20 protein-coding genes and 4 tRNA genes are annotated in these 25,781 nt (G+C 71.2%); 10 read left to right on the top strand and 14 right to left on the bottom strand.

The genetic code is table 11. The features are described 5' to 3' along the window. Window positions 1-69 precede the first annotated feature (69 nt). Window positions 70-143 (top strand) — tRNA-Asp (locus tag DN069_RS21305). A 251-nt stretch (window positions 144-394) separates the two neighbouring features. Here DN069_RS21305 and bldC read toward each other — a convergent pair. Further along, window positions 395-601 carry a developmental transcriptional regulator BldC gene (gene bldC / locus DN069_RS21300; protein WP_033321412.1) on the bottom strand — a complete coding sequence of 69 codons (207 nt, stop codon included), beginning with the start codon at window positions 599-601 and terminating at the stop codon, window positions 395-397. 677 nt (window positions 602-1,278) lie between these two features. Beyond that, complete coding sequence (locus DN069_RS21295) at window positions 1,279-2,265, bottom strand: DUF8083 family protein (RefSeq protein WP_111503167.1); 987 nt, start codon at window positions 2,263-2,265, stop codon at window positions 1,279-1,281. A gap of 226 nt (window positions 2,266-2,491) precedes the next feature. Between DN069_RS21295 and DN069_RS21290 the strand changes: the two genes are divergently transcribed. Together DN069_RS21290 and DN069_RS21285 are read left to right on the top strand one after the other, a co-directional pair. Continuing rightward, entirely contained in the window at window positions 2,492-3,619 is a 1,128-nt protein-coding gene (locus DN069_RS21290) for a Glu/Leu/Phe/Val dehydrogenase dimerization domain-containing protein (RefSeq protein WP_111503165.1), read from the top strand. Between the two features lie 395 nt (window positions 3,620-4,014). Continuing rightward, complete coding sequence (locus DN069_RS21285) at window positions 4,015-4,266, top strand: DUF3073 domain-containing protein (RefSeq protein WP_111503163.1); 252 nt, start codon at window positions 4,015-4,017, stop codon at window positions 4,264-4,266. Window positions 4,267-4,394: 128 nt separating this feature from the next. Here DN069_RS21285 and purM read toward each other — a convergent pair whose 3' ends face one another. From purM to DN069_RS21270, 3 genes are all read right to left on the bottom strand, one after another. Further along, on the bottom strand, window positions 4,395-5,471 hold the full coding sequence (gene purM / locus DN069_RS21280) for a phosphoribosylformylglycinamidine cyclo-ligase (RefSeq protein ID WP_111503161.1): 1,077 nt from the start codon (window positions 5,469-5,471) through the stop codon (window positions 4,395-4,397). A 48-nt stretch (window positions 5,472-5,519) separates the two neighbouring features. Beyond that, complete coding sequence (gene purF / locus DN069_RS21275) at window positions 5,520-7,097, bottom strand: amidophosphoribosyltransferase (protein WP_111503160.1); 1,578 nt, start codon at window positions 7,095-7,097, stop codon at window positions 5,520-5,522. 90 nt (window positions 7,098-7,187) lie between these two features. After that, window positions 7,188-7,991, bottom strand: a complete 804-nt coding sequence (locus DN069_RS21270; RefSeq protein WP_111503158.1) for a maleylpyruvate isomerase family mycothiol-dependent enzyme — start codon at window positions 7,989-7,991, stop codon at window positions 7,188-7,190. A gap of 114 nt (window positions 7,992-8,105) precedes the next feature. Between DN069_RS21270 and DN069_RS21265 the strand changes: the two genes are divergently transcribed. After that, a complete protein-coding gene (locus tag DN069_RS21265) occupies window positions 8,106-9,026 on the top strand; it encodes a DMT family transporter (RefSeq protein ID WP_207892216.1) in 921 nt (306 codons plus the stop codon). Here DN069_RS21265 and DN069_RS21260 read toward each other — a convergent pair. The 4 genes from DN069_RS21260 to purS all read right to left on the bottom strand — a co-directional run bounded on the left by DN069_RS21260 (window position 9,013) and on the right by purS (window position 13,186). Further along, window positions 9,013-9,912 carry an RNA polymerase sigma-70 factor gene (locus tag DN069_RS21260; RefSeq protein WP_279387918.1) on the bottom strand — a complete coding sequence of 300 codons (900 nt, stop codon included), beginning with the start codon at window positions 9,910-9,912 and terminating at the stop codon, window positions 9,013-9,015. The two genes, DN069_RS21265 and DN069_RS21260, sit on opposite strands and share 14 nt — an antisense overlap. 93 nt (window positions 9,913-10,005) lie before the next feature. Then, window positions 10,006-12,261 (bottom strand): phosphoribosylformylglycinamidine synthase subunit PurL, encoded by a 2,256-nt coding sequence (gene purL, locus DN069_RS21255; RefSeq protein WP_111503154.1) that lies wholly within the window; start codon window positions 12,259-12,261, stop codon window positions 10,006-10,008. Then, window positions 12,258-12,938, bottom strand: a complete 681-nt coding sequence (gene purQ, locus DN069_RS21250; protein ID WP_111503152.1) for a phosphoribosylformylglycinamidine synthase subunit PurQ — start codon at window positions 12,936-12,938, stop codon at window positions 12,258-12,260. Before purQ ends, purL begins: the two co-directional genes overlap by 4 nt. Next, window positions 12,935-13,186 (bottom strand): phosphoribosylformylglycinamidine synthase subunit PurS, encoded by a 252-nt coding sequence (gene purS / locus DN069_RS21245; RefSeq protein WP_111503150.1) that lies wholly within the window; start codon window positions 13,184-13,186, stop codon window positions 12,935-12,937. The genes purQ and purS overlap by 4 nt, the downstream gene beginning before the upstream one ends. Window positions 13,187-13,571: 385 nt before the next feature. Between purS and DN069_RS21240 the strand changes: the two genes are divergently transcribed. The 4 genes from DN069_RS21240 to DN069_RS21225 all read left to right on the top strand — a co-directional run bounded on the left by DN069_RS21240 (window position 13,572) and on the right by DN069_RS21225 (window position 14,390). Then, window positions 13,572-13,895 carry a histone-like nucleoid-structuring protein Lsr2 gene (locus tag DN069_RS21240; protein WP_111503148.1) on the top strand — a complete coding sequence of 108 codons (324 nt, stop codon included), beginning with the start codon at window positions 13,572-13,574 and terminating at the stop codon, window positions 13,893-13,895. A 154-nt stretch (window positions 13,896-14,049) separates the two neighbouring features. Next, window positions 14,050-14,121 (top strand) — tRNA-Gly (locus DN069_RS21235). A gap of 95 nt (window positions 14,122-14,216) precedes the next feature. Continuing rightward, a tRNA-Gly gene (locus DN069_RS21230) sits at window positions 14,217-14,289 on the top strand. A 25-nt stretch (window positions 14,290-14,314) separates the two neighbouring features. Further along, window positions 14,315-14,390 (top strand) — tRNA-Gly (locus tag DN069_RS21225). A 93-nt stretch (window positions 14,391-14,483) separates the two neighbouring features. Here the strand turns inward: DN069_RS21225 and DN069_RS21220 are convergent. From DN069_RS21220 to purD, 4 genes are all read right to left on the bottom strand, one after another. Next, on the bottom strand, window positions 14,484-15,389 hold the full coding sequence (locus DN069_RS21220; protein WP_111503146.1) for a phosphoribosylaminoimidazolesuccinocarboxamide synthase: 906 nt from the start codon (window positions 15,387-15,389) through the stop codon (window positions 14,484-14,486). Between the two features lie 107 nt (window positions 15,390-15,496). Further along, window positions 15,497-17,044: a N,N-dimethylformamidase beta subunit family domain-containing protein gene (locus DN069_RS21215; RefSeq protein WP_111503145.1), complete on the bottom strand. Its 1,548-nt coding sequence runs from the start codon at window positions 17,042-17,044 to the stop codon at window positions 15,497-15,499. Between the two features lie 216 nt (window positions 17,045-17,260). Continuing rightward, window positions 17,261-18,802, bottom strand: a complete 1,542-nt coding sequence (locus tag DN069_RS21210) for a M48 family metalloprotease (RefSeq protein ID WP_111503144.1) — start codon at window positions 18,800-18,802, stop codon at window positions 17,261-17,263. A 461-nt stretch (window positions 18,803-19,263) separates the two neighbouring features. Next, window positions 19,264-20,520 (bottom strand): phosphoribosylamine--glycine ligase, encoded by a 1,257-nt coding sequence (gene purD, locus DN069_RS21205; protein WP_111503142.1) that lies wholly within the window; start codon window positions 20,518-20,520, stop codon window positions 19,264-19,266. Window positions 20,521-20,835: 315 nt separating this feature from the next. Between purD and DN069_RS21200 the strand changes: the two genes are divergently transcribed. Both DN069_RS21200 and DN069_RS21195 read left to right on the top strand, forming a co-directional pair. Then, window positions 20,836-21,630 carry an SLATT domain-containing protein gene (locus DN069_RS21200; RefSeq protein ID WP_243639519.1) on the top strand — a complete coding sequence of 265 codons (795 nt, stop codon included), beginning with the start codon at window positions 20,836-20,838 and terminating at the stop codon, window positions 21,628-21,630. Between the two features lie 240 nt (window positions 21,631-21,870). Continuing rightward, entirely contained in the window at window positions 21,871-25,011 is a 3,141-nt protein-coding gene (locus DN069_RS21195) for an FG-GAP-like repeat-containing protein (RefSeq protein WP_133259996.1), read from the top strand. Between the two features lie 73 nt (window positions 25,012-25,084). Here the strand turns inward: DN069_RS21195 and DN069_RS21190 are convergent, their stop codons facing one another. Further along, complete coding sequence (locus tag DN069_RS21190; protein WP_111503138.1) at window positions 25,085-25,732, bottom strand: hypothetical protein; 648 nt, start codon at window positions 25,730-25,732, stop codon at window positions 25,085-25,087. Window positions 25,733-25,781 lie beyond the last annotated feature (49 nt).

Raw genomic sequence — 25,781 nt, 5'->3', positions numbered from 1 at the left:
CCGCACGACGGCACTCGAAGAGCGATTCGACCGGGGCCCCGGCCATGCAGTAGAGTCTCACTCGCACAAGGCCCCGTGGAGCAGTTGGTTAGCTCGCCACCCTGTCAAGGTGGAGGTCGCGGGTTCAAGTCCCGTCGGGGTCGCACACAGAGATCAGCCCGGATCCATTCGGATCCGGGCTGATCTGTTTGCCTGCCGGATGTGTGGGTCGTGTGTGAGCGGTGTGACGCGAGTCACTTAACTTTTCTTGACCACTGCTCACGTTCCGACCGCTCGATCGCCCGCTCATTTTATATGTACAATTGCACAGCACGGAAATGCAATTCCAGAAAACAAAAAACTGCATCGGACCCGGCGGAGTCCGATGCAGTGTGAAGCTGATACTCGAAGCCTCTCAGGCCTCCGTGCGCTGCTGCGGAATGCCCGCGAGCAGGGCGCGCACCTCCGCCTCGCGGTAGCGGCGGTGACCCCCCAGCGTCCGGATCGAGGTGAGCTTGCCAGCCTTGGCCCAGCGGGTGACCGTCTTCGGGTCAACGCGGAACATGGTGGCGACCTCGGCCGGCGTCAGCAGGGGTTCGGCATCAGGGGTACGAGCGGTCATGAGCGGCCTCCTCGGGAGAACCGAACCAACACGGTTCTTTCCTAGAAATTCTGCACCTTGGTGTGCGATGTCCGAAATGGCCATCACCCACCAAGTCGGTAATAGGACGAACGGCTTGTCCTTGGCACTACAACTACACCATCCGTCCAGTCCAATCAGCCAAACCGGCGGAATTGACCCCTCAGGGGCCAAGGTCGACGGATGGCTATGGACCGGGCCATAACGGACAGTCACCGCAAAGCGACCCCCCGTCACGGCATTCAGAACCCCCGCTTCCCCCGCGAAGGCCCTCAATGTCCGCAGAACCACTCTTACGTGGGCAGAGCGGCACTGCAGTGAGGCTGGTTGTCCTATTTTGACACCCAGTGCGACCTTCGCGTCAACGGTGAGTCACGTCACGTTGATGGGGGATTGACCCGATCTGGGACTTAGGTCCCATGTGGAGATGGGTTAAGCGCCCCTGTGACGTCTGAGGAGATGGTGCCACGCATGTCCGACTGGTCCGGGGGCCGTCCATGGCGTGATCCGTCGTGGCGGAACTCCGCCAGGCCTGGACGCGCGTAGACCCGCCTCTCGTCGCCATCCCGCTTCCGCGTCGTGTCACAGCTGTGACCATTGCGAGTGGTGACAGCCGTCCCGAGGCTCTTCCGGAACGGGACTCCCCCAGGTCAGCGGGGTCAGTTCGCGTACTGAAGCTCCTGAACCCGGCGCCAGCGCTCGGTCAGCGCGCGATAGCAGCGGCCGGCCCGGACCGGATCCCCGGCACGCAGCGCGGCGACGCCCTCGGCCACCTCCTCGGCGGACCGGTCCCCCGCCAGCCGCTGCTCGGGGATCGCGTGCACCAGACCGCCGTAGTCCAGCTCGACCAGCGAGCGCGGGTGGAACTCCTCCAGCCAGCGCCCGACCTCCTCGACGCCGTCGACCAGCGGGCCGGCGTCGAGCGTCTCGCGCAGCACCCGGAAGCCGCGCGCCACCCGACGACGGGCCTGAGCCATGGGGGTGCGGTAGCGCAGCACCGGCGCGGGTCGCCGCTTCACGCCCGCCCCGTCCTCCCGCGCGTCCCTGACCTCCCGGGCGTCACGCGCGTCGCGCCCGTCCGCCGGGGACTCCTCCGCCGCGCCGCCCGGCAGGCCGTCGGGGAAGCCGTCCGGGCCGTCGACCGCCAGCTCGGTGGCGGAGGGGATGTACTCGCGCTCGTCGTCACCGAAGAGCAGGAACCAGCGGACCGGGATGCTCCACGTGCTGGTCAGGATCCACGGGCGGCCGTCGGGGTACCGGGTGCGCCAGCGGTCCCAGTCCGACTCGGCCTGCGCCCGCACCACGGGCGGGACCGCCGCGTCCAGCAGCGGCCCCGGGATCTCCTCGCGCAGCTCCGCCAGCGCCAGCCAGCTGCGCAGCCGGGTGCGCCAGGGGCAGAGATAGAGGACGCCGTCGGCCTCGTGCACGAACGCGTCGCGGCTCTCCTTCTCCGGGACGGCCAGCGGCGGAACGGCCGTCAGGTCGGCCAGCCGGGCCCGGTGCTCGTCGACCGCGCGCAGCCTCGGTCCCTCGGCGGCGTAGCTCTGCCAGTACGAGCGCTCCGGCTCCGCGAAGGCGGCCAGCGGCTCGTAGACGCGCAAGTAGGCGGCGTAGGGAGGATGCACCGAGGTCCGCAAGGTAGGCACCTTGGCATCGTCGCACGCCGCGCCCCTCCGGCGCCCCGGAAGCCCCGGGTCCGTTCCGGCCCGGGGACGGACCAGGGCAGGGCACCCCCAACGGCACCGGTGACGGACCACGCCACGACGTCCGCCTGCTGGACCCCGTACCGCGCCGCACGGTGGCGGTCCTACGCTTCACACAGAACGTCCGCACCACAGCAAGCGGACGCGAGTCGACAATGGAGTCACCACCGTGACCGATGTCAGTGAGCGTTCCGGCGTACTCAGCCGGATCTTCGCGAACGACCCCAACGGGGCCCCCGGCGACAGCCATGAGCAGGTCGTCCTGTGCCACGACCGCGACACAGGCCTGAAGGCCGTCGTCGCGATCCACTCCACCGCCCTGGGCCCCGCCCTCGGCGGCACCCGGTTCCACCCCTACGCGACCGAGGAAGAGGCCGTCCAGGACGCCCTCAACCTCTCCCGCGGCATGTCCTACAAGAACGCCATGGCCGGGCTCGACCTCGGCGGCGGCAAGGCCGTCATCATCGGCGACCCCACCAAGATCAAGACCGAGGCGCTGCTGCGCGCATACGGCCGCTTCGTCCAGTCCCTCGGCGGTCGCTACGTCACCGCCTGCGACGTCGGCACCTACGTGGCCGACATGGACGTCATCGCCCGCGAGTGCGACTTCGTCACCGGCCGCTCCCCCGAGTACGGCGGCGCAGGCGACTCCTCGGTGCTCACCTCCTTCGGCGTCTTCCAGGGCATGCGCGCCGCCGCGCAGCACAAGTGGGGCTCCCCCTCCCTCGAGGGCCGCCGCGTCGGCGTGGCCGGCATCGGCAAGGTCGGCCACTACCTCGTCGAGCACCTGATCGAGGACGGCGCGCAGGTCGTGGTGACCGACGTGCGCGAGGAGGCGGTCAACCGCGTGCGCGCCGCCCACCCGGGCGTCGAGGTCGCCGCGGACACCGCCGCGCTGATCGCCGCGAACCTGGACGTCTACGCCCCCTGCGCGCTCGGCGGCGCGCTGAACGACGAGACCGTCCCCGCGCTGACCGCGAAGATCGTCGCCGGTGCCGCCAACAACCAGCTGGCGCACCCGGGCGTGGAGAAGGACCTGGCCGACCGCGGCATCCTCTACGCGCCGGACTACGTGATCAACGCCGGCGGCGTGATCCAGGTGGCCGACGAGATCGAGGGCTTCAACTTCGACCGGGCCAAGGCCAAGGCGTCGAAGATCTTCGACACCACGCTGGAGATCTTCGCCCTGGCCGACTCGGACGGCGTCCCGCCGGCCGTCGCCGCGGACCGTCTGGCCGAGCGCCGGATGGCCGAGGTCGGCCGTCTCCGGACGATCCTGCTGCCGCGCTCGCGCTGACCCGCGCGTCACCCGCGCGTCACCGGCGCTTCGCCCGCGGGAGGAGAACCTCCCGCGGGCATACCCCCGGACGGGAACGGCGTTCTCACCTGAAGCCCCCGTCCGGGGGATACCCCTTGCCCGTACGGGGGATAATCGTGTCGGAACGGTCACTTGGGGCACGCGGCCCACGGGGCCGTTCCCAGCCCGTTTTGCGGCGCTGACCTGCATCAATATGGTCACAACCCGGGGTGGCGTGCGCCACGTCGCACAGGCGGCGTACCGTACGGCGCTGGAAGCAGGTACCGTTGTTGCTCTAAGGACCGGCTCTCTCATCTTCGGCGAGGAGCCGTTCCGAATCATGAACGCGTGACAAGACTCGGAGCCAGAGGCTCCGTCGTTGAGGGGGTCGAGCCATGGGGCGCGGCCGGGCCAAGGCCAAGCAGACAAAGGTCGCCCGCCAGCTGAAGTACAACAGCGGCGGCTTCGACGCGTCACGCCTGGCTAATGAGCTGGGCGTGTCGGATCCGAACGACACGGTCAATCCGGAGCCGTTCGACGACGACGAGGAAGAGGACGACGATCCTTACGCCTCGTACGCACAGCTGTACAACGACGTGGACGACGACGAGGACGTGGACGAGAGTCCCTCGCGCAAACGGGCCTGACGTCACCACACCCTGAAAACGACGAAGCCGATCCGGTCTGACCGGGTCGGCCCTTCGTCGTCTCTGCGTCCGGTTCTGCGCCCTCTCCCGGGCCCGCGGCGTGCGCGGGCCCCAGGAGGGCGTGACGGTCAGGCGTAGGCGCCGTACAGGGCCGCGCCGTCCGCCTTGGCGTAGTCCCCGGCACGGTCCACGATGTCGCCGAGGACCCAGGCCTCCACGTCGCGGTCCTCCAGGATGGCGAGAACGGCGTCCACGGACTCCGGCGGGACCACGGCGACCATGCCGATGCCCATGTTGAGGGTCTTCTCGATCTCCAGCGTCTCCATCCGGCCCACCTCGGCCACCGTCTGGAACACCGGCATCGGCGTCCACGTGCCGCGGTCCAGCCGGGCGTGCAGGCCGGCCGGGATGACGCGGGCCAGGTTCGCCGCCAGGCCGCCGCCGGTGACGTGGGAGAAGGCGTGGATCTCGGTGGCGCGGGCGAGCGCCAGACAGTCCAGCGAGTAGATCCGCGTGGGCTCCAGCAGCTCCTCGCCGAGCGTGCGGCCGAACTCCGGGACCTCCCGGTCCAGCTGCCAGCCGGCTTGGTTCAGCAGGACGTGGCGGACCAGCGAGTAGCCGTTGGAGTGCAGGCCGGAGGCGGCCATCGCGATCACGACGTCTCCCGCGCGGACCCGCTCCGCGCCGAGCAGCCGGTCGGCCTCGACGACGCCGGTGCCGGCGCCCGCCACGTCGTACTCGTCCGGGCCGAGCAGACCCGGGTGCTCCGCGGTCTCGCCGCCGACCAGCGCGCAGCCGGCCAGGACGCAGCCCTCGGCAATGCCCTTGACGATCTGCGCGACCCGCTCCGGGTGGACCTTGCCGACGCAGATGTAGTCGGTCATGAAAAGCGGCTCGGCGCCGCAGACCACCAGGTCGTCGACGACCATGCCGACGAGGTCGTGGCCGATGGTGTCGTGCTTGTCCATCGCCGCGGCCAGCGCGACCTTGGTGCCGACGCCGTCCGTGGCGGTGGCCAGCAGCGGGCGCTCGTAGCGCTTGAAGGCGCTGGCGTCGAAGAGGCCGGCGAAGCCGCCCAGGCCGCCGACGACCTCGGGGCGGGAGGCCTTGCCGACCCACTTCTTCATCAGCTCGACGGCCAGATCCCCGGCCTCGATGGAGACGCCGGCGGCGGCGTAGGTGGCACCGGTGGACTGGTCAGACACGGGACGGCCCTTTCGGGTCTGGAAGGTTGAGCAGGAAACTCTGGAGGCTCACGGCCGCCGCAGGGCGTCCGCCGCGCCGGGGCCGCCGAGCAGCGTCTGCACGCCGTCGACGTCGGAGCGGTTGCCGCCACGGGTGGCCGGGGGCTGCTTGGCGGCGGAGATCTCCGCCTCCAGCAGGTGCTTGCCCAGGAGCTCCGGGTCGGGCAGCTCGACGGGGTACTCCCCGTCGAAGCAGGCCCGGCAGAGCCGGTCCTTGGGCTGGTCGGTGGCGGCGATCATGCCGTCGATGGAGATGTAGGCCAGCGAGTCGGCGCCCAGCGAGGCGGCGATCTCGTCGACCGACAGGCCGTTGGCGATCAGCTCGGCCCGGGTGGCGAAGTCGATGCCGTAGAAGCAGGGCCACTTGACCGGCGGGGAGGAGATCCGGATGTGGACCTCGGCCGCGCCCGCCTCGCGGAGCATCCGGACCAGGGCGCGCTGGGTGTTGCCACGGACGATCGAGTCGTCCACGACGACCAGCCGCTTGCCGCGGATGACGTCCTTGAGCGGGTTCAGCTTGAGCCGGATGCCCAGCTGGCGGATGGTCTGGTTGGGCTGGATGAAGGTCCGGCCCACATAGGCGTTCTTGACCAGGCCGGAGCCGAAGGGGATGCCGGAGGCCTCGGCGTAGCCGATCGCGGCCGGGGTGCCGGACTCGGGGGTCGCTATCACCAGGTCGGCCTCGACCGGGGCCTCCTTGGCCAGCGTGCGGCCCATCTCCACCCGGGAGAGGTGCACGTTGCGGCCGGAGATGGTGGTGTCCGGGCGGGCCAGGTAGACGTACTCGAAGACGCAGCCCTTGGGCGCGGCCTCGGCGAAGCGGGAGGTGCGCAGGCCGTTCTCGTCGACGGCGATCAGCTCGCCGGGCTCGACCTCGCGGATGAAGGAGGCGCCGACGATGTCGAGCGCGGCGGTCTCCGAGGCCACGACCCAGCCGCGCTCCAGGCGGCCGAGGACGAGCGGACGGATGCCCTGCGGGTCGCGGGCGGCGTAGAGGGTCTGCTCGTCCATGAAGACGAGCGAGAAGGCGCCCTTGACCTTCGGCAGGATCTGGCGGGCGGTCTCCTCGATGGAGAGGTCCGGCTGGCCCGCGATCAGGGCGGTGAGCAGGTCGGTGTCGTTGGTGACGACCGGCCGGCCGGAGCGGGAGACGTGCTCCTCGCCGGGCAGCTCGGAGACCAGCTTGGACAGCTCGGCGGTGTTGACCAGGTTGCCGTTGTGACCGAGCGCGAGGCTGCCGTGCGCGGTCGCGCGGAAGGTCGGCTGCGCGTTCTCCCACACCGAGGAGCCGGTGGTGGAGTAGCGGCAGTGGCCGACCGCGATGTGGCCCTGCAGCGAGTTGAGGGAGGTCTCGTCGAAGACCTGGGAGACGAGGCCCATGTCCTTGTAGACCAGGATCTGGGAGCCGTTGCTCACCGCGATCCCCGCGGACTCCTGTCCGCGGTGCTGCAGAGCGTAGAGGGCGAAGTAGGTGAGTTTGGCTACCTCTTCACCGGGGGCCCAGACTCCGAAGACGCCGCAGGCGTCCTGCGGGCCCTTCTCGCCGGGAAGGAGGTCATGGCTGAGTCGTCCGTCACCGCGTGGCACGACATCGAGTCTAGGGCAGGTCGACACGCCGGGCAGACGAGCGCGGTTCGCCCAGCTCGGGAAACCACTCTGGACGCGCGTAGAACGGCCTCAGCTCATCACAGGCAGTAGCGAGGACAGATCACTGCGCTCACCACTGGCCGTGAGTTCCGCCACGTCGAGCGCGTCGGCCCAGCTCAGACGCCCGGTCGCGAGGCGGATCCAGGGCAGCGGTGTGGTCTCCACGACGTTCGGCGGCGTGCCGCGGGTGTGCCGGGGGCCCTCGACGCACTGGACGACCGCGAACGGCGGGATCCGCAGCTCGACGGCTCCGCCGGGGGCCTTCGTCGCGAGCGCGTCCGCGAGCACCCGGCAGGCGGAGGCGAGGGCGTGCCGGTCGTGCGGGAAGGGGTCCAGCTTGAGCGCGTCCGCGAGGTCGTCGGCGTGGACGACGGTCTCGACCAGGCGGGTCACCAGGTAGTCGTCCAGCAGCATGGCGCCCCGGCGGTGCGTCACCCGCGTCGCGGGTCCATGGTCCGCGTCCAGCACCGTCGACGCGGCGTCGAGGGCGCGCACGAACACCTCCCGCGGATCCTCCGCGCCGGCGGCCCGCTCGAACGCGTCCTCCTCGATCGCGTCCGCCGCGCCGGCCGTCCCGGCGGCCCAGTCCGCGATGGTGGTCAGGGCCTGCCCGTCGTCGGGTGCGGCGAGAAAGCGTGGCAGGGCGTCCAGTGCGCCGGCGAGATGCACAACGAGCTCCCGTACCCGCCAGGCCCCCACCCGCGTCGGCAGCGCGAGCTGCGCGTCGTCCAGCCCCGCCACGACGCCGTTGATCGCCGTCGCCTGCGCCCGCAGCGCGGCACGGGACTTGAGCCGGTCGTAGGTACGGGCGCGAGAACGCGAGGCTGGCGGCATGCCAGGCAGCCTAGTCAGTTGCCCTCGCCCCGACGGGCGCGTTGGCGGGATGTCAGTAGTGACGTGGCGGTTTACCGCTTGCATCGCGCCTTGCCGCGCCGGAACCCTTGAGGCGTGACCACGGACAGCAGCACCACGACCCCCGTCTCCGACTCCCCCGCCGTGACGAGCAAGCCCGCGCGCCTCGCCGCCGTCGCAGCGGGCGTCACCGTCGTGCTGTGGGCCTCCGCCTTCGTCGGGATCCGGTCCGCCGGGCACGACCTGTCGGCGGGACCGCTCGCGCTGCTGCGGCTCCTCGTCGGGGCCGCCGCGCTGGGCGTGATGGTGCTGGTCCGGCGGGATCAGTGGCCGTCGCGGCGCGACCTGCCGCGCATCGTGCTGATCGGCGTGCTGTGGTTCGGCGCCTACAACCTGATGCTGAACGCCGCCGAGCAGCGGGTGGACGCCGGAACGGCGTCGATGCTGGTCAACGTCAGCCCGATCCTGATCGCCGTGATCGCGGGGGTGGCCCTCAAGGAGGGTCTGCCGAAGTCGCTGCTGCTCGGCGTCGCGGTCTCGTTCTCGGGCGTGCTGGTCATCGGTTTCGGCTCGGCCCAGCACGGCCACACCGACTGGCTCGGCGCAGCCCTCTGCATCGGCTCCGCCGTGGTCTACGCGACCTCGGTGATCCTGCAGAAGCCCCTGCTCAGCCGGGTCTCCGCACTGCCGCTGACGTTCCTGGCCTGCGTCGTCGGCGTGATCGTGTGCCTGCCGTTCGGGCCGCAGCTGGCGAGCGAGCTGCCCAAGGCGCACACCTCCGCCATTGCCTGGACCGTGTACCTGGGCCTGATGCCGACCGCCGTCGCCTTCACCACCTGGGGCTACGCGCTGGCCCGCACGAAGGCGGGCAAGCTCGGCGCCACCACCTACCTCGTCCCGCCGATCTCGATCCTGCTCGGCTGGATGATGCTGGGCGAGACGCCCACCTGGGTCGCCGTCGGCGGTGGCATGCTCTGCCTCGGCGGCGTGGCAGTCGCCCGGTTCACCCGCCGGTAGGCGACTGCGGCCACGGCGTGTTGACGTGCCGGAGCTTGTCGGGGTTGCGGACCAGACGGACCTCCGTGATCCGGCCGTTCTCGTCCAGCTCCATGGTGAAGACGTCGTCCGGAACGCCATCCGTGGTGATCAGGAAGCCGAACCTGCCGTTGACGTCCACCGGATGCAGCCCGAGGTCCTTCGGCAGGTAGCGGCCGAGGACGCCCAGGGTCCAGCGCGCGACCTTGCCGGCGCCGTGCAACGGGCGCAGCGCGGCGCGGATCTTGCCGCCGCCGTCGGACCAGACCGTGACGTCGGGCGCGAGCAGCTCCATCATCCGGTTGAGGTCGCCGCCCAGGCACGCGGCGAGGAACTCCTCGGTGACCGCCCGGCGCATCTCCGCCGGGGCGTCGTAGCGGGGGCGTCGCGCCTGCACGTGGGAGCGGGCGCGGCTGCCGACCTGACGGACCGCCGACTCGGAGCGGTCCAGCATGCCGCCGATCTCGGCGTAGGAGAACCCGAAGGCCTCCTTGAGCAGGAAGACCGCCCGCTCCAGCGGCGAGAGCGTCTCCAGCACCACCAGCATGGCCAGTGAGACCGTCTCCGCCTGCTCGACTGGGCCGCTCGCGTCCGGCGCGGTCACCAACGGCTCGGGGAGCCACGGGCCGACGTAGGACTCGCGCTGTGCGCTCGCCGACCGGAGCCTGTTGAGCGAGAGGTTGGTGACGGTCCGCGCGAGATAGGCGCGCGGCTGGGTGATCTGTGCGACATCGACGGCGCTCCACTTCAGCCACGCGTCCTGCACGATGTCCTCGGCGTCGGCCACGCTGCTCAACATGCGGTAGGCGATGCCGAAGAGCGTGGGACGGTGCTCCTCGAAGGTCGAAAGGACGGCGCTTTCGGTCACGTCTTCGACGGTATCGCGGACGTCACCGCGCAGAACGTGACACGGGCCCGGTCGCATCACTGCAACCGGGCCCGTGACGTGATGCCGGGGGTCCTACGCGAGCAGCGCCTCGATCACGCCGGTGTTCGCCTCGCGGAGCTCGGCGAGCGGGAGGGTGAACCGGCCCTGAAGCTCGATCACATCGCCGTCGACGACGCCGATGCGGGTGGCCGGCAGGCCCCGGACGCCGCACATCTCGGTGAAGCGGAGCTCCTCGCTGCGCGGCACGGAGACGATCGCGCGGCCGGCCGACTCGGAGAAGAGGAACACGAAGGGGTCCAGCCCGTCCGGGACGATCAGGCGCAGGCCCTGGCCGCCCTTGAGCGCGCTCTCGACCGCGGCCTGGATCAGGCCGCCGTCGGAGAGGTCGTGCGCCGCGTCGATCATGCCGTCGCGCGAGGCGGCGATCAGGATCTCGGCGAGCAGCTTCTCGCGGTCGAGGTCCAGCTTCGGCGGCAGGCCGCCGAGGTGGTTGTGGGCCACCTGCGCCCAGGCCGAACCGCCCAGCTCGTCCTCGGTGGTGCCGAGGAGGTAGACCAGCTGGCCCTCCTCCGCGAACGCCATCGGGGTGCGGCGGGTGACGTCGTCGATCACACCGAGCACGGCCACGACCGGCGTCGGGTGGATCGCCTCGGAGCCCGTCTGGTTGTAGAGCGAGACGTTGCCGCCGGTGACCGGGGTGCCAAGCGTCAGGCAGCCGTCCGCGAGACCACGGGTGGCCTCGGCGAACTGCCACATGACCTCCGGGTCCTCCGGGGAGCCGAAGTTGAGGCAGTCGGAGACGGCCAGCGGCTTGGCGCCGGTCGCGGCGACGTTGCGGTAGGCCTCGGCCAGCGCCAACTGCGAACCGGTGTACGGGTCGAGCTTGGTGTAGCGGCCGTTGCCGTCCGTGGCGATCGCGACGCCCAGGTTGGTGGACTCGTCGACGCGGATCATGCCGGAGTCCTCCGGCATGGCCAGCACGGTGTTGCCGAGCACGAAGCGGTCGTACTGGCTGGTGATCCAGCTCTTGTCGGCCTGGTTGACCGAGCCGACCAGCTGGAGCACGGCCGCGCGCAGCTCGTCGCCCGTGGCCGGACGCGCGAGGCGCTCGGCGGTCGGGGCGTCGGCCTGCAGGGCGTCCTGCCAGGACGGGCGGTGGTACGGGCGCTCGTAGACCGGGCCGTCGTGGGCGACGGTGCGCGGGTCCACGTCGACGATCTTCTCGCCGTGCCAGAAGATCTCCAGGCGGTCGCCGTCGGTGACCTCACCGATGACGGTGGCCGTGACGTCCCACTTCTCGCAGATCGCGAGAAAGGCGTCGATCTTCTCGGGCTCGACGACCGCGCACATGCGCTCCTGCGACTCGCTCATGAGGATCTCCTCAGGAGTGAGCGTCGCGTCGCGCAGCGGGACGTCGTCCAGGTCGCAGCGCATGCCGCCGGAACCGTTGGAGGCGAGCTCGCTGGTGGCGCAGGAGAGACCGGCCGCGCCGAGGTCCTGGATGCCGACGACGAGCTGCGCCCGGAAGGCCTCCAGGGTGCACTCGATCAGCAGCTTCTCCTGGAACGGGTCGCCGACCTGGACCGCGGGACGCTTGGTGGGCGTGCCGCCCTCGAAGGTCTCCGAGGCCAGGATCGAGGCGCCGCCGATGCCGTCGCCACCGGTGCGGGCACCGTAGAGGACGACCTTGTTGCCGGCGCCGGACGCCTTGGCCAGGTGGATGTCCTCGTGCTTCATGACGCCCACGGCGAGCGCGTTCACCAGCGGGTTGCCCTGGTAGCAGGCGTCGAAGACGACCTCGCCACCGATGTTGGGCAGGCCCAGGCAGTTGCCGTAGCCGCCGATGCCGGCGACGACGCCGGGCAGCACGCGCTTGGTGTCCGGGTGGTCCGGCGCGCCGAAGCGCAGCGGGTCCATCACGGCGACCGGGCGGGCGCCCATCGAGATGATGTCGCGGACGATGCCGCCGACGCCGGTGGCCGCGCCCTGGTAGGGCTCGACGTACGACGGGTGGTTGTGCGACTCGATCTTGAAGGTGACCGCGTAGCCCTGGCCCACGTCGACGACGCCGGCGTTCTCGCCGATGCCGACGAGCATGGCGTCGGACTGCGGGGCCTTCTCGCCGAACTGGCGCAGGTGCACCTTGCTCGACTTGTAGGAGCAGTGCTCGGACCACATCACCGAGTACATGGCCAGCTCGGCGCCGGTGGGACGACGGCCCAGGATCTCGCGGATCTTGAGGTACTCGTCCTCCTTGAGACCCAGCGCGGCCCAGGGGAGCTCGACGTCCGGGGTCTCGGAGGCGTTCTTGACGGTGTCGAGAGTCATGCGTTCACCAGTCGCTTGAGAATCGAGGTGAAGAAGCCGGTGCCGTCCGTGCCGCCGGTGCCGATGAGCGGCTCCACGGCGTGCTCGGGGTGCGGCATCAGGCCGACGACGTTGCCCGCGGCGTTGGTGATGCCGGCGATGTCGTCGATCGAGCCGTTGGGGTTGCCGTCCAGGTAGCGGAAGACGACCCGGCCCTCGGCCTCCAGCTCGTCGATGGTGCGGCGGTCCGCGGTGAACCGGCCGTCCATGTTCTTGAGCGGAATCATGATCTCCTGGCCCTGCGCGTAGTCGCTGGTCCAGGCGGTCGTGTTGTTCTCGACCCGCAGCTTCTGGTCCTTGCAGACGAAGTGCAGGTGGTTGTTGCGCAGCATCGCGCCCGGCAGCAGGTGCGACTCGGTCAGCACCTGGAAGCCGTTGCAGATGCCGAGGACCGGCATGCCGCCCTTGGCCTGCTCGATGATCGTCTCCATCACCGGCGAGAAGCGCGAGATGGCGCCGGCGCGCAGGTAGTCGCCGTAGGAGAAGCCGCCCGGCAGGACCACGGCGTCGACCTGGTGCAGGTCCTTGTCGCGGTGCCAGAGCGCGACCGGCTCGGCACCGGCCAGCTTCACCGCGCGCAGGGCGTCGCGGTCGTCAAGACTGCCGGGGAAGGTGACGACGCCGACGCGGGCGGTCACTGGCTCTCCTCGACGCGGACCACGAAGTCCTCGATCACGGTGTTGGCGAGGAAGGTCTCGGCTGCCTGGTGGATGCGGGCGAGCGCGGCCTCGTCGACCGGACCCTCCACCTCGAGCTCGAAACGCTTGCCCTGCCGAACATCGGCGATCCCCTCGAAGCCCAGCCGCGGCAGTGCTCGCTGCACCGCCTGGCCCTGGGGGTCGAGGATCTCGGGCTTGAGCATGACGTCGACCACGACGCGTGCCACTGGTACTCCCGGTGATAAGTGGTGCGGGGAGTTCCCAGCCTACCGGGGCGAAAATGCGATCTTGGATACTCATCCAGCGTGACGCGCGTAGATCAGGGGATCGTGCGGAGGTTCACACAATCGCCTACCCGTGGGTAGCGCCACGGACACCCTCCGCATACCCGCCGACCGACCGTGCCAACCCCGCCGAAGTGCGGTGACGCCCTCACGGAAAATGCACGATTCTGAGGTTTCGCACCGGTATCGACGCGGTACCGAAACGACACGAAAATAAGTCCCGAAAAACCTGCCTCTTCGATTCCGGGCCTCCCGGAGTGCAGAATGGCAGCGCCGGTCGCGGCCAGCACCTGCGGTCGCACGGCAAAGCCCGAGAGGATTGGCTTCCATGGCTCAGCGCGTTGTGGTCACGCTCTCCGACGATCTGGACGGGGGCGTCGCCGAGGAAACGGTTGCGTTCGGTCTCGACGGAAAGTCGTACGAGATCGACCTGTCGGCCGAGAACGCGGAAAAACTCCGCTCCGCGCTCGCTCCGTACGTACAGGCGGGCCGGAAGCAGGCCCGTGCGGCCCTGAAGGCCCACCCGCGCCGGACCGAGATCGCACCCGACCCCGCGACGGTCCGCGCCTGGGCCCAGTCGCGCGGAATCGACCTGCCGGCCCGCGGCCGACTCCCGAAGCACGTCTACGAGGCCTTCGCCCAGGCCAGCTGAGACCTCCCCCCGAGTTCTCTCCGTGTGACCTTTCGGACATTACGGACATACCGCCCCGCCGTGGTGATCACGGCCCGCGAGATGGGCTAATGTTCTTCTCAGCGGAACGCACCGCAGACAGGAGCCGAAAGGCCAGGTCAGCGGGGCGGCTCTCGCAGGTGTAGCTCAGTAGTAGAGCGTCCCTCTTCCAGAGGGAAGGCACAGTGTGCGATCCCTGTCACCTGCTCTCATCCGCTCGACCTCGACAAAAGGGTGGCGAGACCACTCCTGGCGATGGGGTAGAGTGGACGTCACACCGAGGCCCAAGGGTCCCGGGGTACTGCGGACGTGGCTCAGTTGGTAGAGCATCACCTTGCCAAGGTGAGGGTCGCGAGTTCGAATCTCGTCGTCCGCTCTCAATCTCATATCTCCCATATCGTGCGGACGTGGCTCAGTTGGTAGAGCATCACCTTGCCAAGGTGAGGGTCGCGAGTTCGAATCTCGTCGTCCGCTCCATCGAAGAAGAGCACCTCGGATGAGGTGCTCTTCTTCGTTTTCCGTACGTCCCCGAGGGGGTGCGAGGCAGAGCCCTCGCACCCCCTCACCGCGTCAGACCCAGGCCAGCCCGGTGAGGCGCTCGTACGCCTCGATGTAGCGGGCCCGGACGCGGTCGACGATCGCGTCGGGCAGGGCCGGCGGCGGCGTCTCCGACTTCGGGTCCCAGCCGGACTCGGCGGACTTCAGCCAGTCGCGGATGATCTGCTTGTCGTAGGACGGCTGCGACCGGCCCGGCTCCCACTCGTCCGCAGGCCAGAAGCGGGAGGAGTCCGGGGTCAGCACCTCGTCGCCGATCACGAGGGACTCGCCGTCCGCGTCCAGGCCGAACTCGAACTTCGTGTCCGCCAGGATGATCCCCCGGTCGAGGGCGATGTCGCGGGCGCGGGAGTAGACCGCGATGGTCGTCTGCCGCAGCTGGGCCGCGATGTCCGCGCCGACGCGACGGGCGACCTCCTCGTAGGGGACGTTCTCGTCGTGCTCGCCGACCTCGGCCTTCAGCGCGGGGGTGAAGATCGGGGCGGGCAGCTCCGAGCCGTCGACCAGGCCCTCGGGGAGAGTGATCCCGCAGACCGTGCGCTGCTCGTCGTACTCCAGCAGGCCGGAGCCGGTCAGGTAACCGCGGGCGACGCACTCGACGGGCAGCATCCGCAGGTTGCGGCAGATGAGCGTGCGGCCCTCCCAGTCGGCGGGGGCGCCGGCCGGGAGCTCGGTGGAGACCACGTGGTTGGGCACCAGGTCCGAAAGCCGCTCGAACCACCACAACGACAGCTGGGTGAGCACCTTGCCCTTGTCCGGGATGTCCGTCGGCAGCACCCAGTCGAAGGCGGACGTGCGGTCACTGGCGACCATCACCAGCTGACCGGCTTCGTCACGATAGAGATCGCGGACCTTTCCGGTGTGCAGATGGATCAGACCGGGCACCTGCACCGGCTGGGGCTTCTCGACAAATCCGCTCAAGGCGTTTCCCTCGGACTTCGCGACGTGGCTGTCTGGCGGGACCCCGGCCGAAGGCTGGGGATGGTGGATGGCCGCACCGAGTCTTTCATGAGGCCGCCCGGGCGGATTCAGTGCACCTTGCAGATACGATCCAGCAGGTTCGCCGTGGCGCGCTGAACGCGCTCGTCGGTGTGCCCCGGTCGGTCCAGCGCGGGCGACCAGGCGAAGGTGCCGCTGGCGAACACGTAGGCGCCGCTCGGTGCGCGGTACAGCGAGGTCTCCTGGTGCCGCGGGGCGCCCTTGGCGTCCCGGTAGGGCGAGTGCGCGAGCAGCACGCGCTCGGTCGACTCCGGCAGCGGAACGCGCGGGTAGTAGCGGTCCGACTCCCCCGCCACCAGCCCCGGGACCGCGTCGCCGTCGCGCAGACCCGTGCCCTCCCACAGCCAGTGGTCGGTGTTGTGGACGACCATCGGCACCGCCTCGGGCACCCGACCCGAGTACTGGATGCCCAGCACCTGCTGCTCCGGCTCGCCGAGCTCGCGCCAGAGCACGCTGGGCGGGGTGTCGGCCTGCCGCTTGGTGCAGGTGAGCAGCCGGTCGGGCTGGCCGTCAGGGCCGGGGTGCAGCTGAACCTGCCAGTACATGGTGTTGGCGGAGAGGAAGACCAGCGAGGTGCCGCCGTCCCTGGCCCGCTCCACGGCCCGGCGCATCGGCGCGGACCAGTACTCGTCGTGGCCGGGGAAGACGATGCCGCGGTAGCGGGTCGGGTCGATCCGGCCGGCGTGCAGGTCGGTGGCGTTGGCGTAGGCGATGTCGTAGCCGTAGCGCTCGGCCCAGCGGATGAAGTCGTAGGCGTGGCCGATGTGCAGGGGCAGCCCGGCGCCCGCGTAGGGGCGGTCGAAGGAGACGGTGGTGGCCGCCTCCTCCTCGCCGAAGAGCTCACCCTTCTCGTTCCAGGCGTGGTAGAGGCTGGCGCCGGTGTGGCCGTCCTCGGGGAAGAGGTTGTAGGCCTGCCAGGTGACGTCCGGCAGGAGCAGCAGCAGGTCGGCATCGAGAGGGGCGGCGCGAGGCGCCTCGTCGGATGGGTGGTGGCGGGAGGCGGGCGGGACCGCGCGGACGGTGAACGGGATGTGGCTGCGGTGCTGGTGGTCGGCGGTGGTCAGCACGGCGACGTGCGCGCCTGGCGTCCAGTGGGTGGGGATCTGCAGCCGCCAGGACATCCACCAGTGGTGGCAGGAGACGGTCCGCCCGGCGACCAACGGCGCCTGCTGGACCAGGCCGGAGACGAGCGGGCTCGCGGCGACGTGCCGGGCGCCGGCCCCGCCGTAGTGGCCGATCCGGTAGACGTCGACGGTGAACTCCTGCGGCGGGTTCACGCTGACCCGCAGGTCCAGCGAGCCGCCGAGGTCGGTGGCGCCCGCGGCGAAGCCCTTGATCTGGCCGCCCACGTCGTCCGAGGTGTGCGGCCGGCCGAGCGCCGGCCGCGGGTCCTGCTCCAAGGAGCGCCGGGCGCCGGGCAGCAGGGCCGGGTCGACGTACCAGGGCACCACCAGGCCGGTGTCGTCGAAGTACTGGTCGGTGCCGCGCAGCCACGGCAGCGGCCCCTGCCCGAACGGATCGGTCACCCCGTGTGCGAGCGCGCCGGACTCCCACCGGCGGGTCTGCTCCGCACCCAATGCCCCCGACCCCCCTCCTGGGACGCGCCGACTGACGAACCGTCACCCGAACTTCCGTCCGGAGTTCCGTTACGGTGCGCGTCCGGGATCTCACCGGACGTGCATCACCATCGTAAGCTCAGCCACGTCGTCGCAGCAGGGGTCGGTTCGGCCGTTGACACTCCGTCACCACCCGGGGGTGCTGCGGCAGCTCCGCGCACCACCGGCACGGTGGTCTCAGCGCAGCCGCACGGGGCGGTCGAACGGGTCGACGGCGATGCCGAGCTCCTCCAGCCAGGCGCGCAGCGGCTCCTCGTCCCCGTGCTCGACCGCGAGCGCGATCGGCGCCCCCAGGTCCGTGCGCCGGACGCCGTCCACCAGCAGTACCGGGCCGTCCAGCCAGTCCAGCCCCGGCTCGGCCCGCCCCGAGGCGACGGCCGCGCGGCAGACCAGTGCGTACAGGCCGTCGCTGAGCGCGTCCCGCCCGGTGCGGGCGACGGACACCCCGCGCTGCGCCTCCAGCCGGGCCGCGAGCGTCTCCGCACCCAGCCGGGCGCCCGGCTCGCGCAGTGTCCGCAGGGCCGTGCCGAGTGCGGTGAGAGGCGCGACCTCCGGCGACAGCCGCAGCACCGCGAGCAGCGCGGCGGACTGGTGCCGCCACTGCCCCACCACGACCTCGTCCGGGTAGGCGGCCCAGTCCAGCGCCGGATCGGCGCCGCCGGGCGCGGCCACGACGGGTGCGGGCGCGACGGGCGGGCCCGCGTAGAAGAGACGGGCGGCCAGCCGCGAGGCGGCCTCGTCGATCCGACCGGGCTCCTCCAGCAGATCGCAGGCCGGGCGCTCGCCGAGCCGCGTCTCGAAGCCCTCGGCCGCCAGGCGGTCGCGCCGGGACAGCTCGGTCAGCGCGGAGACCACCCCGGCGTTGAGCCGGCCCGGCGTCCGGCCGAGCCGCCAGGCCGGCAGGGCGACCCTGGTCAGCAGCCGGTCCCACCCCGCGTAGGCGAGGCCGACCTGCTCCTGCGCGACGATCCGCTGCCCGTAGTCGACCTGCCGTGCGCGCTCGGACGCCCAGACGGCGACGGCGCGCTCCATCTCCGCCGCGTGGCCGCGCGAGCGGCGCAGCAGCGAGCGCGCGGGTATGGAGGCCCAGGCGCCGCGCCGCCCCTGGTGCGTGGCGAGGACGGCGTCGAGCCCGTGGGTGAACCGCCGGGCCGCGGAGATCTCCGGATCCATCGCGCAGGCGGCCCCGGCCGCGACGGGCGCGAGCAGCGCGCGCAGCTCGGCCACGCGCATCCACCACATGAACGGCGAGCCGACGACGAGGGTGGGCGGCGCGGGTTCGCTCCCGCCGGGCGCGGTCTCGTCCTCCAGCCAGCTGTCACAGTCGGGTGTCAGCGCGATGGCACCGGGCGGCGGCACCTCCATCCGCCCCGCGAGATCCCGCACCAGCCGGTAGAGCTCCGGCGCGTCCTGCTCGGCGAGCGGCACGTTCGGCGTCCGGTGCGGGCGCGCGCGCCGCAGGGCCGCGGCGAACGCGGCCGCCCAGCCGAACGTCAGCAGCGCGAGGGCGGTGACCGCCCAGCGGGCCGCGTCCCACGCCACCGCGTCCGGCGCACCGGCCGCGCCGAGATGCCCCGTGAGCCGCCCCGCCCAGAGCACCGAGGCGACGGCCGCCGGCACGGCGGCCGCGGCGAGCGCGAGCCCGCGCAACCTCAGGATCGCTCCGGCGCGAGCGCCGGCCGCGTCCGCGACCGCGTCGTCGGCCGTGTCTCCTCGCATGGATCGGTTCACCCCCTGCCGCTTTCGCCCCTGCCCAGTCGGACGCACCAGACCGGCCGGGTGTTCCTGCCTGGGCCCGGAACCACTCGGATCGGTGATTCCCCGTGGACCGCAGCTTCCCCCTCGGCAGGGCGGTGCACCTGCCCAGCGCGCACGCACTCCCAGGTGAGCGCGCCGGTCCTGGGCACGATACGGCCGAAGGCCGGGATCCGTCAGCCGGATGTCCCCGCCATCACCCGAAGGAATGTGCGGGTACGGCAAACGCTGCGGAACGGCAGTGAATCTGCTTGGGTCGTACCCATTGCTCCGCGCGGGGCGGCGCGCTTTCCGCAGGACGGACACTTGCAACACGCAAGGGGCGCGAGGAACTGCGCGAGAAACCACTCGAGCGGATGGCCCCGCACATTCGGGCCGCTGCCTGCTTGGGTGGCTGGTCGCGCAGTCCCTCGCGCCCCTGGGGGCTACGCCCCCTGGGCCGCCTTGAGGGCGATGTCGGAGCGGTGGTGGCTGCCGCGGAGGGTGATCTTGGAGACCGCGTCGTACGCGCGGGCGCGGGCCTGGGTGAGGTCGGTGCCGGTGGCGGTGACGGAGAGGACGCGGCCGCCGGCCGAGAGGACGGTGCTGCCGTCGTCGGCGAGACGGGTGCCCGCGTGCAGGACGTAGGCGGTGCCGTCCTCGGACTCGGCCTCGGCGAGGCCGAGGATCGGGTCGCCGGAGACCGGCGCGGCCGGATAGCCCTCGGAGGCGACGACGACGGTGACCGCCGCGCCGTCGCGCCAGCGCAGCTCGGGGAAGTCGGCGAGGTGGCCGGTCGCCGCGGCGTAGAGGAGACCGCACAGGGGGGTCTTCAGCCGGGCCAGGACCACCTGGGTCTCCGGGTCGCCGAACCGCGCGTTGAACTCGATCACGCGCATGCCGCGCGAGGTGATCGCGAGGCCGGCGTACAGCAGGCCGGAGAAGGGCGTGCCGCGACGCCGCAGCTCGTCGACGGTGGGCTGGAGGACGGTGTCGAGGACCTCCTCGACCAGCTTCGGGTCGGCCCAGGGCAGCGGCGAGTACGCGCCCATGCCGCCGGTGTTCGGGCCGGCGTCGTCGTCGCCGACGCGCTTGAAGTCCTGCGCGGGCTGCAGCGGCACCACCGTCGTGCCGTCGGTGACCGCGAAGAGGGAGACCTCGGGGCCGTCGAGGTACTCCTCGATGACGACGCGCTCGCAGCCCGCGGCGTGGTCGATCGCGGCCTGGAGGTCGTCCGTCACCACGACGCCCTTGCCGGCGGCGAGGCCGTCGTCCTTGACGACGTACGGCGGGCCGAAGGCGTCCAGCGCCTCGGCGACCTCCTCGGGGGTGGTGCAGACGTAGGAGCGCGCGGTGGGGACGCCGGCCGCGGCCATGATGTCCTTGGCGAACGCCTTGCTCCCCTCCAGCTGCGCGGCCTCGATGCCGGGGCCGAAGACGGGGATGGCGCGCTCGCGCACGGCGTCGGCGACGCCGGCCACCAGCGGGGCCTCCGGGCCGACGACGACGAACTCCGCGCCGAGCTCGACCGCGAGGTCGGCCACGGCGCGGCCGTCGAGCTGGTCGACCGGGTGGACCTGGGCGACCGACGCGATGCCGGCGTTGCCGGGCGCGCAGTGCAGGGAGGTGACTTCAGGATCGAGCGAGAGCGCTCGGCACAGGGCGTGTTCGCGGGCGCCGCCGCCGATGACAAGGACCTTCACGGGTCTAGAGCCTAGTGCCTGCCCCGAACGACGGCTTGCGGGGACCACCGGCCGGACCGCCTCAGTCACGGCGAATGCCACATTTGGCAACGATTCGACCACGGGTCAGATCGGCTCCCCGAAAGCACCCACTCTTAGGGGTGAGATTTGAATCGAGCGCAGCGGGCCGGACAAGGCCGCCCACTTGCGAAACCCTCACTTTTTCGCACAACAATCCGACTCGAACCGCCACCACGGTCAGCCATTTGGCGGTAAGAAGTAGCTCTTGGAAGCCAGCGAGGCCGAAGGACCGGCCGAAGGACAGGGAGTTCCACGGTGAGCCAGCCGGAGATGCAGCCCGAGGAGACCCCCTGGGGCAAGGAGCCCGGGGCTGAGGACACGTCAGCCCCAGCCGCTCCGGCCGTGCCCGCGCCCCGAAAGTCGCAGCCCGGGCGCGATCTGAGCGTGCGGCAGTTCCCGCTGGGCGACTGGGGCGAGCCGGCCGAGCGGCTGGAGGAGCTCTACCGCTGGTCCGAGGAGCGCGCCCTCGAGGCGATCGACTGGTACCACCGGGACCGCCGCTGGAAGCGCCGCGGCGCCCGGTTCCTGCGGGTGCTCTCCGCCCTGCTCGGTATCGGCGGCGCAGTGCTCCCGCTGGTCGCCCTGACCGGCGTCTGGAAGGCCGGCCATGACTGGGGCTACGTGCTGCTGCTGCTCGCCGGCTGCTGCCTGTTGGCCGACCGCGTCTTCGGCCTGACCTCCGGCTGGATGCGGGACGTCTCCACTGCGCAGGCGCTGCAGCGCCGGCTGGAGGCGTTCCAGTTCGACTGGGCCTCGGAGTGCGTCCGCGAGGTGCTGGGCCCCACCGAGGGCACCGCGAGCGAGGCCGCCGAGCGCTGCCTGGGCGTGCTGCGGCGCTTCTGCGAGGACGTCTCGGACATGGTCCGCACGGAGACCTCGGAGTGGATGCTGGAGTTCCGCGCCTCCATGAGCCAGCTGCCCACGCAGGCCGCGGGCGTGTGGGGCGGGCGCGCCGAGGGCGGCACGAGCGCGCAGGTCCGCGTGCTGCCCTCGATCGGCAACCGCCCGACCATGCCGCGCCAGCGCCCGCCGGAGTCCCCGCTGCGCTGAGCGCGCCGAGCGCGTGACGCCCATTCGCGCCCAAACCCAGACACACCCCCGGACCTGGCTGTTCTCCTCCGGGGGTGCTCTGTTGATCGCCCCGTACCGATTGCTAGGCTCCGTCCGCTCCGCGCGAGCGCGACCTGGGAGAGCAGAGTGGATCACCGCCCGGTCGCGCCCGGAGCCGACGATTCTTCTTGATCTTCTCAAGCTTTGAGCTGGGGGCGGTTCATGTCAGCAAGACGAAGGATGGCGGGTGCCCTGGCGCCGCTTGTGGTGGCGGCCGCGATAGCGGGCCTCCCGGGCACGGCGCAGGCGGCGGGGGCGACGGCGTCGGGTACCCCGCAGGAGGTGGCGACGCTTCCGGCTCCCGCGGTGGGCGCCTACCGCGCGGACACCGTCTGGGGCACCGGCGCGACGGGCTTCCTGCACCAGGAGCAGGGATTGCCGGGCTACACCTGGACGGACTACGCCAGCGGTGCCGACACGCACGTGGCGCAGCTGGACGGGGTGACCTTCAACTCCCGCCCGTACTACCGGCCCGAGGCCGCCGGCGGCGACATGTTCGCCTACTGGACTCCCACGGCCGCCGGGACGACCACGGTCAAGCTGACCGTCGGGGATCCGGCCGGCGACAGCTGGACCACCTACTCGCTGCCGACCGGTGTCTTCGGTGTCGTCGGGGTCAACGGCACTCGCCTGCTGGCCCACGAGACCGACGGGCCGCATCTGCTCCAGCTGAACGCGGACGGCACGACCTCCGAACTCACGCTCTCGGGGCTGCCCGACGCGTCCTCGTACACGTTCACCGCGCCGTCCCTGGACGCGAGCTCCGGCTCGATCGCCGCGATCACGGCCGCTCCCAAGCCCGGCACCACCGGCCCGGCCCGCTCCTTCCTGGTCGATCTCGGCACCGGCAAGGCCGTGGAGGTGCCGGCGGCGTTCCCGGGGGGCGGCCGGCTCTCGAACGGCTACCTGTACAGCTTCGTCAACGGCAGCACGACGAACACCCTGACGTCGCTGAAGGTCTCCGACATCCTCGCGGGGACGGCGACCACCGCGACGACGACGAGCTTCACTCTGCCCGGCACCAACGTGGCCGGCGGGATCGCCGGCGGGCAGCTGCTGTTCACCAACACCACCACCTACGGCGCACCGGTGGAGCTCTATTCGGTGCCGCTGGTGGGTGGAGGCGCGCCGACCCGGATCGATCCGGCGGTGACCTCCGGGTTGCAGTTCGACTCCCTGATCCCGGGACCGGCGGGGATTCTCACCGTGGGCGGCACGGGAACGAGCCAGGCGGTGCAGCGCTTCTCCGACGCGGCCGACGGCACGTTGGCCACCGCCGCCCTACGGACGCTGCCGCCCCCGTCCGCGACGACCGCGACGCTGAGCATGGACTACGGCCAGGTTCGCCAGGTCCTGAGCGTGCCCCAGTTGGGCGGCACCACCAGGTTCGACCTGAGCACCACGCCGCTGGCCGCGAAGTCCGCCGACAGTTCCACCTTCGGCACCGGCCCCGCCCAGAACGGCTTCCTGGCCACCGCTCCCGGCCCGTGCGCAGTGGACGCGAGCTGTGTGCGCATCGTCGACGGCAGCTTCTACGGGTATTCGTCGGTGACACCTGCGGGCGTCGCCAACGCGGGCGGCCTGCAGCACGGCTTCGGCGCGGGCGCCACCATCGTCGACGCGGACGCCGAGTTCGAGATCGTGAACTCCGGTGGCACGCAGTACATCTGGGACCCCGGGCAGAACATGGTCAGCTCGCAGACGGTGCCGGTCGCCGGTGCGGCGCTGTGGCAGGGCACCCTGTGGCGCACGGCCGGGCCGGGCAGGATCCAGGCTTTCGGTCTGGAGAGCCAGTTCTACGCGACGCCGCTGAAGCGGACCGTCAACACCGGTGCGTCCTGCGCACCGAGCGAGATCCAGGTGGCGCAGCACTGGCTCTACTGGAGCTGCGGCAGCGCCGGACCGGCCGGTGTCTACGACCTGAGCACCAACGCCGGGATCTCCGTCCCGGCGGGCCCGGTGCTGCTCGGCGACGGCTACGTGGTGCGGCACGACGCCGCGTCAGGCCGGCTGCAGCTGACGGACCTGCACACCGACAGCGTCGGGGCGACGACCACCCTGGCCACCTTCCCGGCGAGCGGTCCGAGCGGCGACGACCGGCACCTGACCTGGACCGTCGACCGCACCAGCGGCGACGTCGCTTACGCGGACTCGGCCAATGTCGTCCACGTGCTGACCCCGGGCGTGCCCGCCTCGGCGGTCAGCGGCGGCGTGGGCACGTCGATGCAGGTGACCGAGCCCGGAGCGAACCTGCAGATCGGCGGCATGCTGAGCCGTCCGGTGGCGTCCTGGCACCTCGTCATCCGGCGCGCCGGCACCGGTCAGCAGGTACGCGTGCTGACCGGTGGACCGACGCCGGCTCTTTACGAGACGACGTGGAACGGGTACACCGACTCCGGCGCGAAGCCCCTGGACGGCTGGTACACCCTGCAGCTGTGGGCCACCCCGGCGGACGACCCGACCGCGCCGGCGACACCGGTCGTCGGGGCCACCGCGTCGGTGCTGGTCCAGCAGGGCGTGCAGACGTTCCACTCCTTCAACGACGACGGGCAGCCGAGTCTCTTCGCCCGGGTCGGCGCGGACACCCGGCAGAACGCCGCCGGGGACAGCCTGGTCTACGAGGGCGACGGCAAGGGCGGCCTGTTCACCCAGGGCATGGCCATCTCTTCCCGCCTCGCCGCGAACTACGGGACCGTCAACGCGCTGATCCCGTTCGGCGACCTGAACGGCGACGGCCAGAACGACCTGCTGGTGCGGATGAGCAACGGCACGCTCGGCTACTTCTCCGGCCTGCCGAACGTCAACAACCCGGCCGCGGCCAGGCCGATCACCATCGGTCGCGGCTGGACCATCTACAACCAGCTGGTCTCCGTCGGTGACCTGAACCACGACGGCCACGACGACCTCGTCGCTCGCGACAACTCCGGCGTGCTCTGGTTCTACGCCGGGAACGGCCACGGCGGCTTCGCCTCGCGGGTGCGGCTCGGGGGCGGGTGGAACGCCTACACGAAGATCGTCGGCGTCGGTGACCTGAACGGCGACGGCGTGGGCGATCTGCTGGCCGTGGACGGCAAGGGCTACCTCTGGCGCTATCTCGGCAACGGCCACGGCGGCTTCGGCGCCCGGACGTTCCTGGGCTCGGGGTACTGGATCTACAACGCCCTGGTCGGGGTCGGCGACCTCAACGGGGACGGACGCAACGACTTCGTCGCCCGCGACCCGTCGGGTGTGCTCTGGCTGTACCGCGGCGACGGCCGGGGCGGCTTCGCCGGTCGGAGCCGGATCAGTGGGGGCTGGAACAGCTTCTCGGCGCTCTACTGAGACCGGCTCGAGGCGATGAGGGGCGCGGGGAGACTCACCGCGCCCCTCGACGTTCGCTCGGGCGGGCGCCCGGTCAGGCGAAGACGATCATCGAGCCCTGGGCGAGCGCGCGGGTCGCGGCGGCGTAGAGGCCGATCCAGGCGTGGCGCTCGCGGGCGTACGGGCCCTCGTGGCCCGGCGGCGGGTAGGCCGGGCCCTCCAGGGTGGTCGGGGCGACCGGGCGGACCGGGACCGGGGGCAGCTGGTAGTCGATCCCGATGTGCGGGGCCACCGCCTCCAGCTCCTTGAGCAGGCGCTGGACCGAGCCCAGCGGGCCGCCGGTGGCCAGCAGCGCGTCGTCGACGACGGGCAGCTCGAAGTCCAGCGGGACGTACGCGCCGGCATGGTCGAAGTGCCAGACCAGGTGGCTCTGCTCGGCGGTGGCCTCGAACATCTCCAGCAGCTGCTCGTAGTCGCCGCCGAGCTCGTCGACCGGCGTGACGTCCAGGCCGGTCAGCTGCAGCAGGTAGGCGCGGCGCAGGAAGTGCAGCGAGTCGTAGTCGAAGGCCGCGACCGGCTCCACGTCACCACTGAGGCCGGGCATGTACGGGAAGACCGGGAGCTGCGGCAGACCCGCCGCGTTCAGTGAGGCGTTGTAGATCGCCAGGTCCTCGGCGAAGGGGTTGTCCGGGCTGAGCACCAGCAGGTCGACCAGGGGGACGAGCCAGATGTCACAAGCCAAGACTCTCTCCAGTCCAGGGGTGGGTGCGGTGGTGCTCCGGGTGGTCCAC

Source organism: Streptacidiphilus pinicola (assembly GCF_003258295.1).
GTDB classification, from domain to species: domain Bacteria; phylum Actinomycetota; class Actinomycetes; order Streptomycetales; family Streptomycetaceae; genus Streptacidiphilus; species Streptacidiphilus pinicola.
The sequence above is the reverse complement of the archived record's forward strand: the minus strand, read 5'-3'. Positions and strand labels throughout refer to the sequence as shown.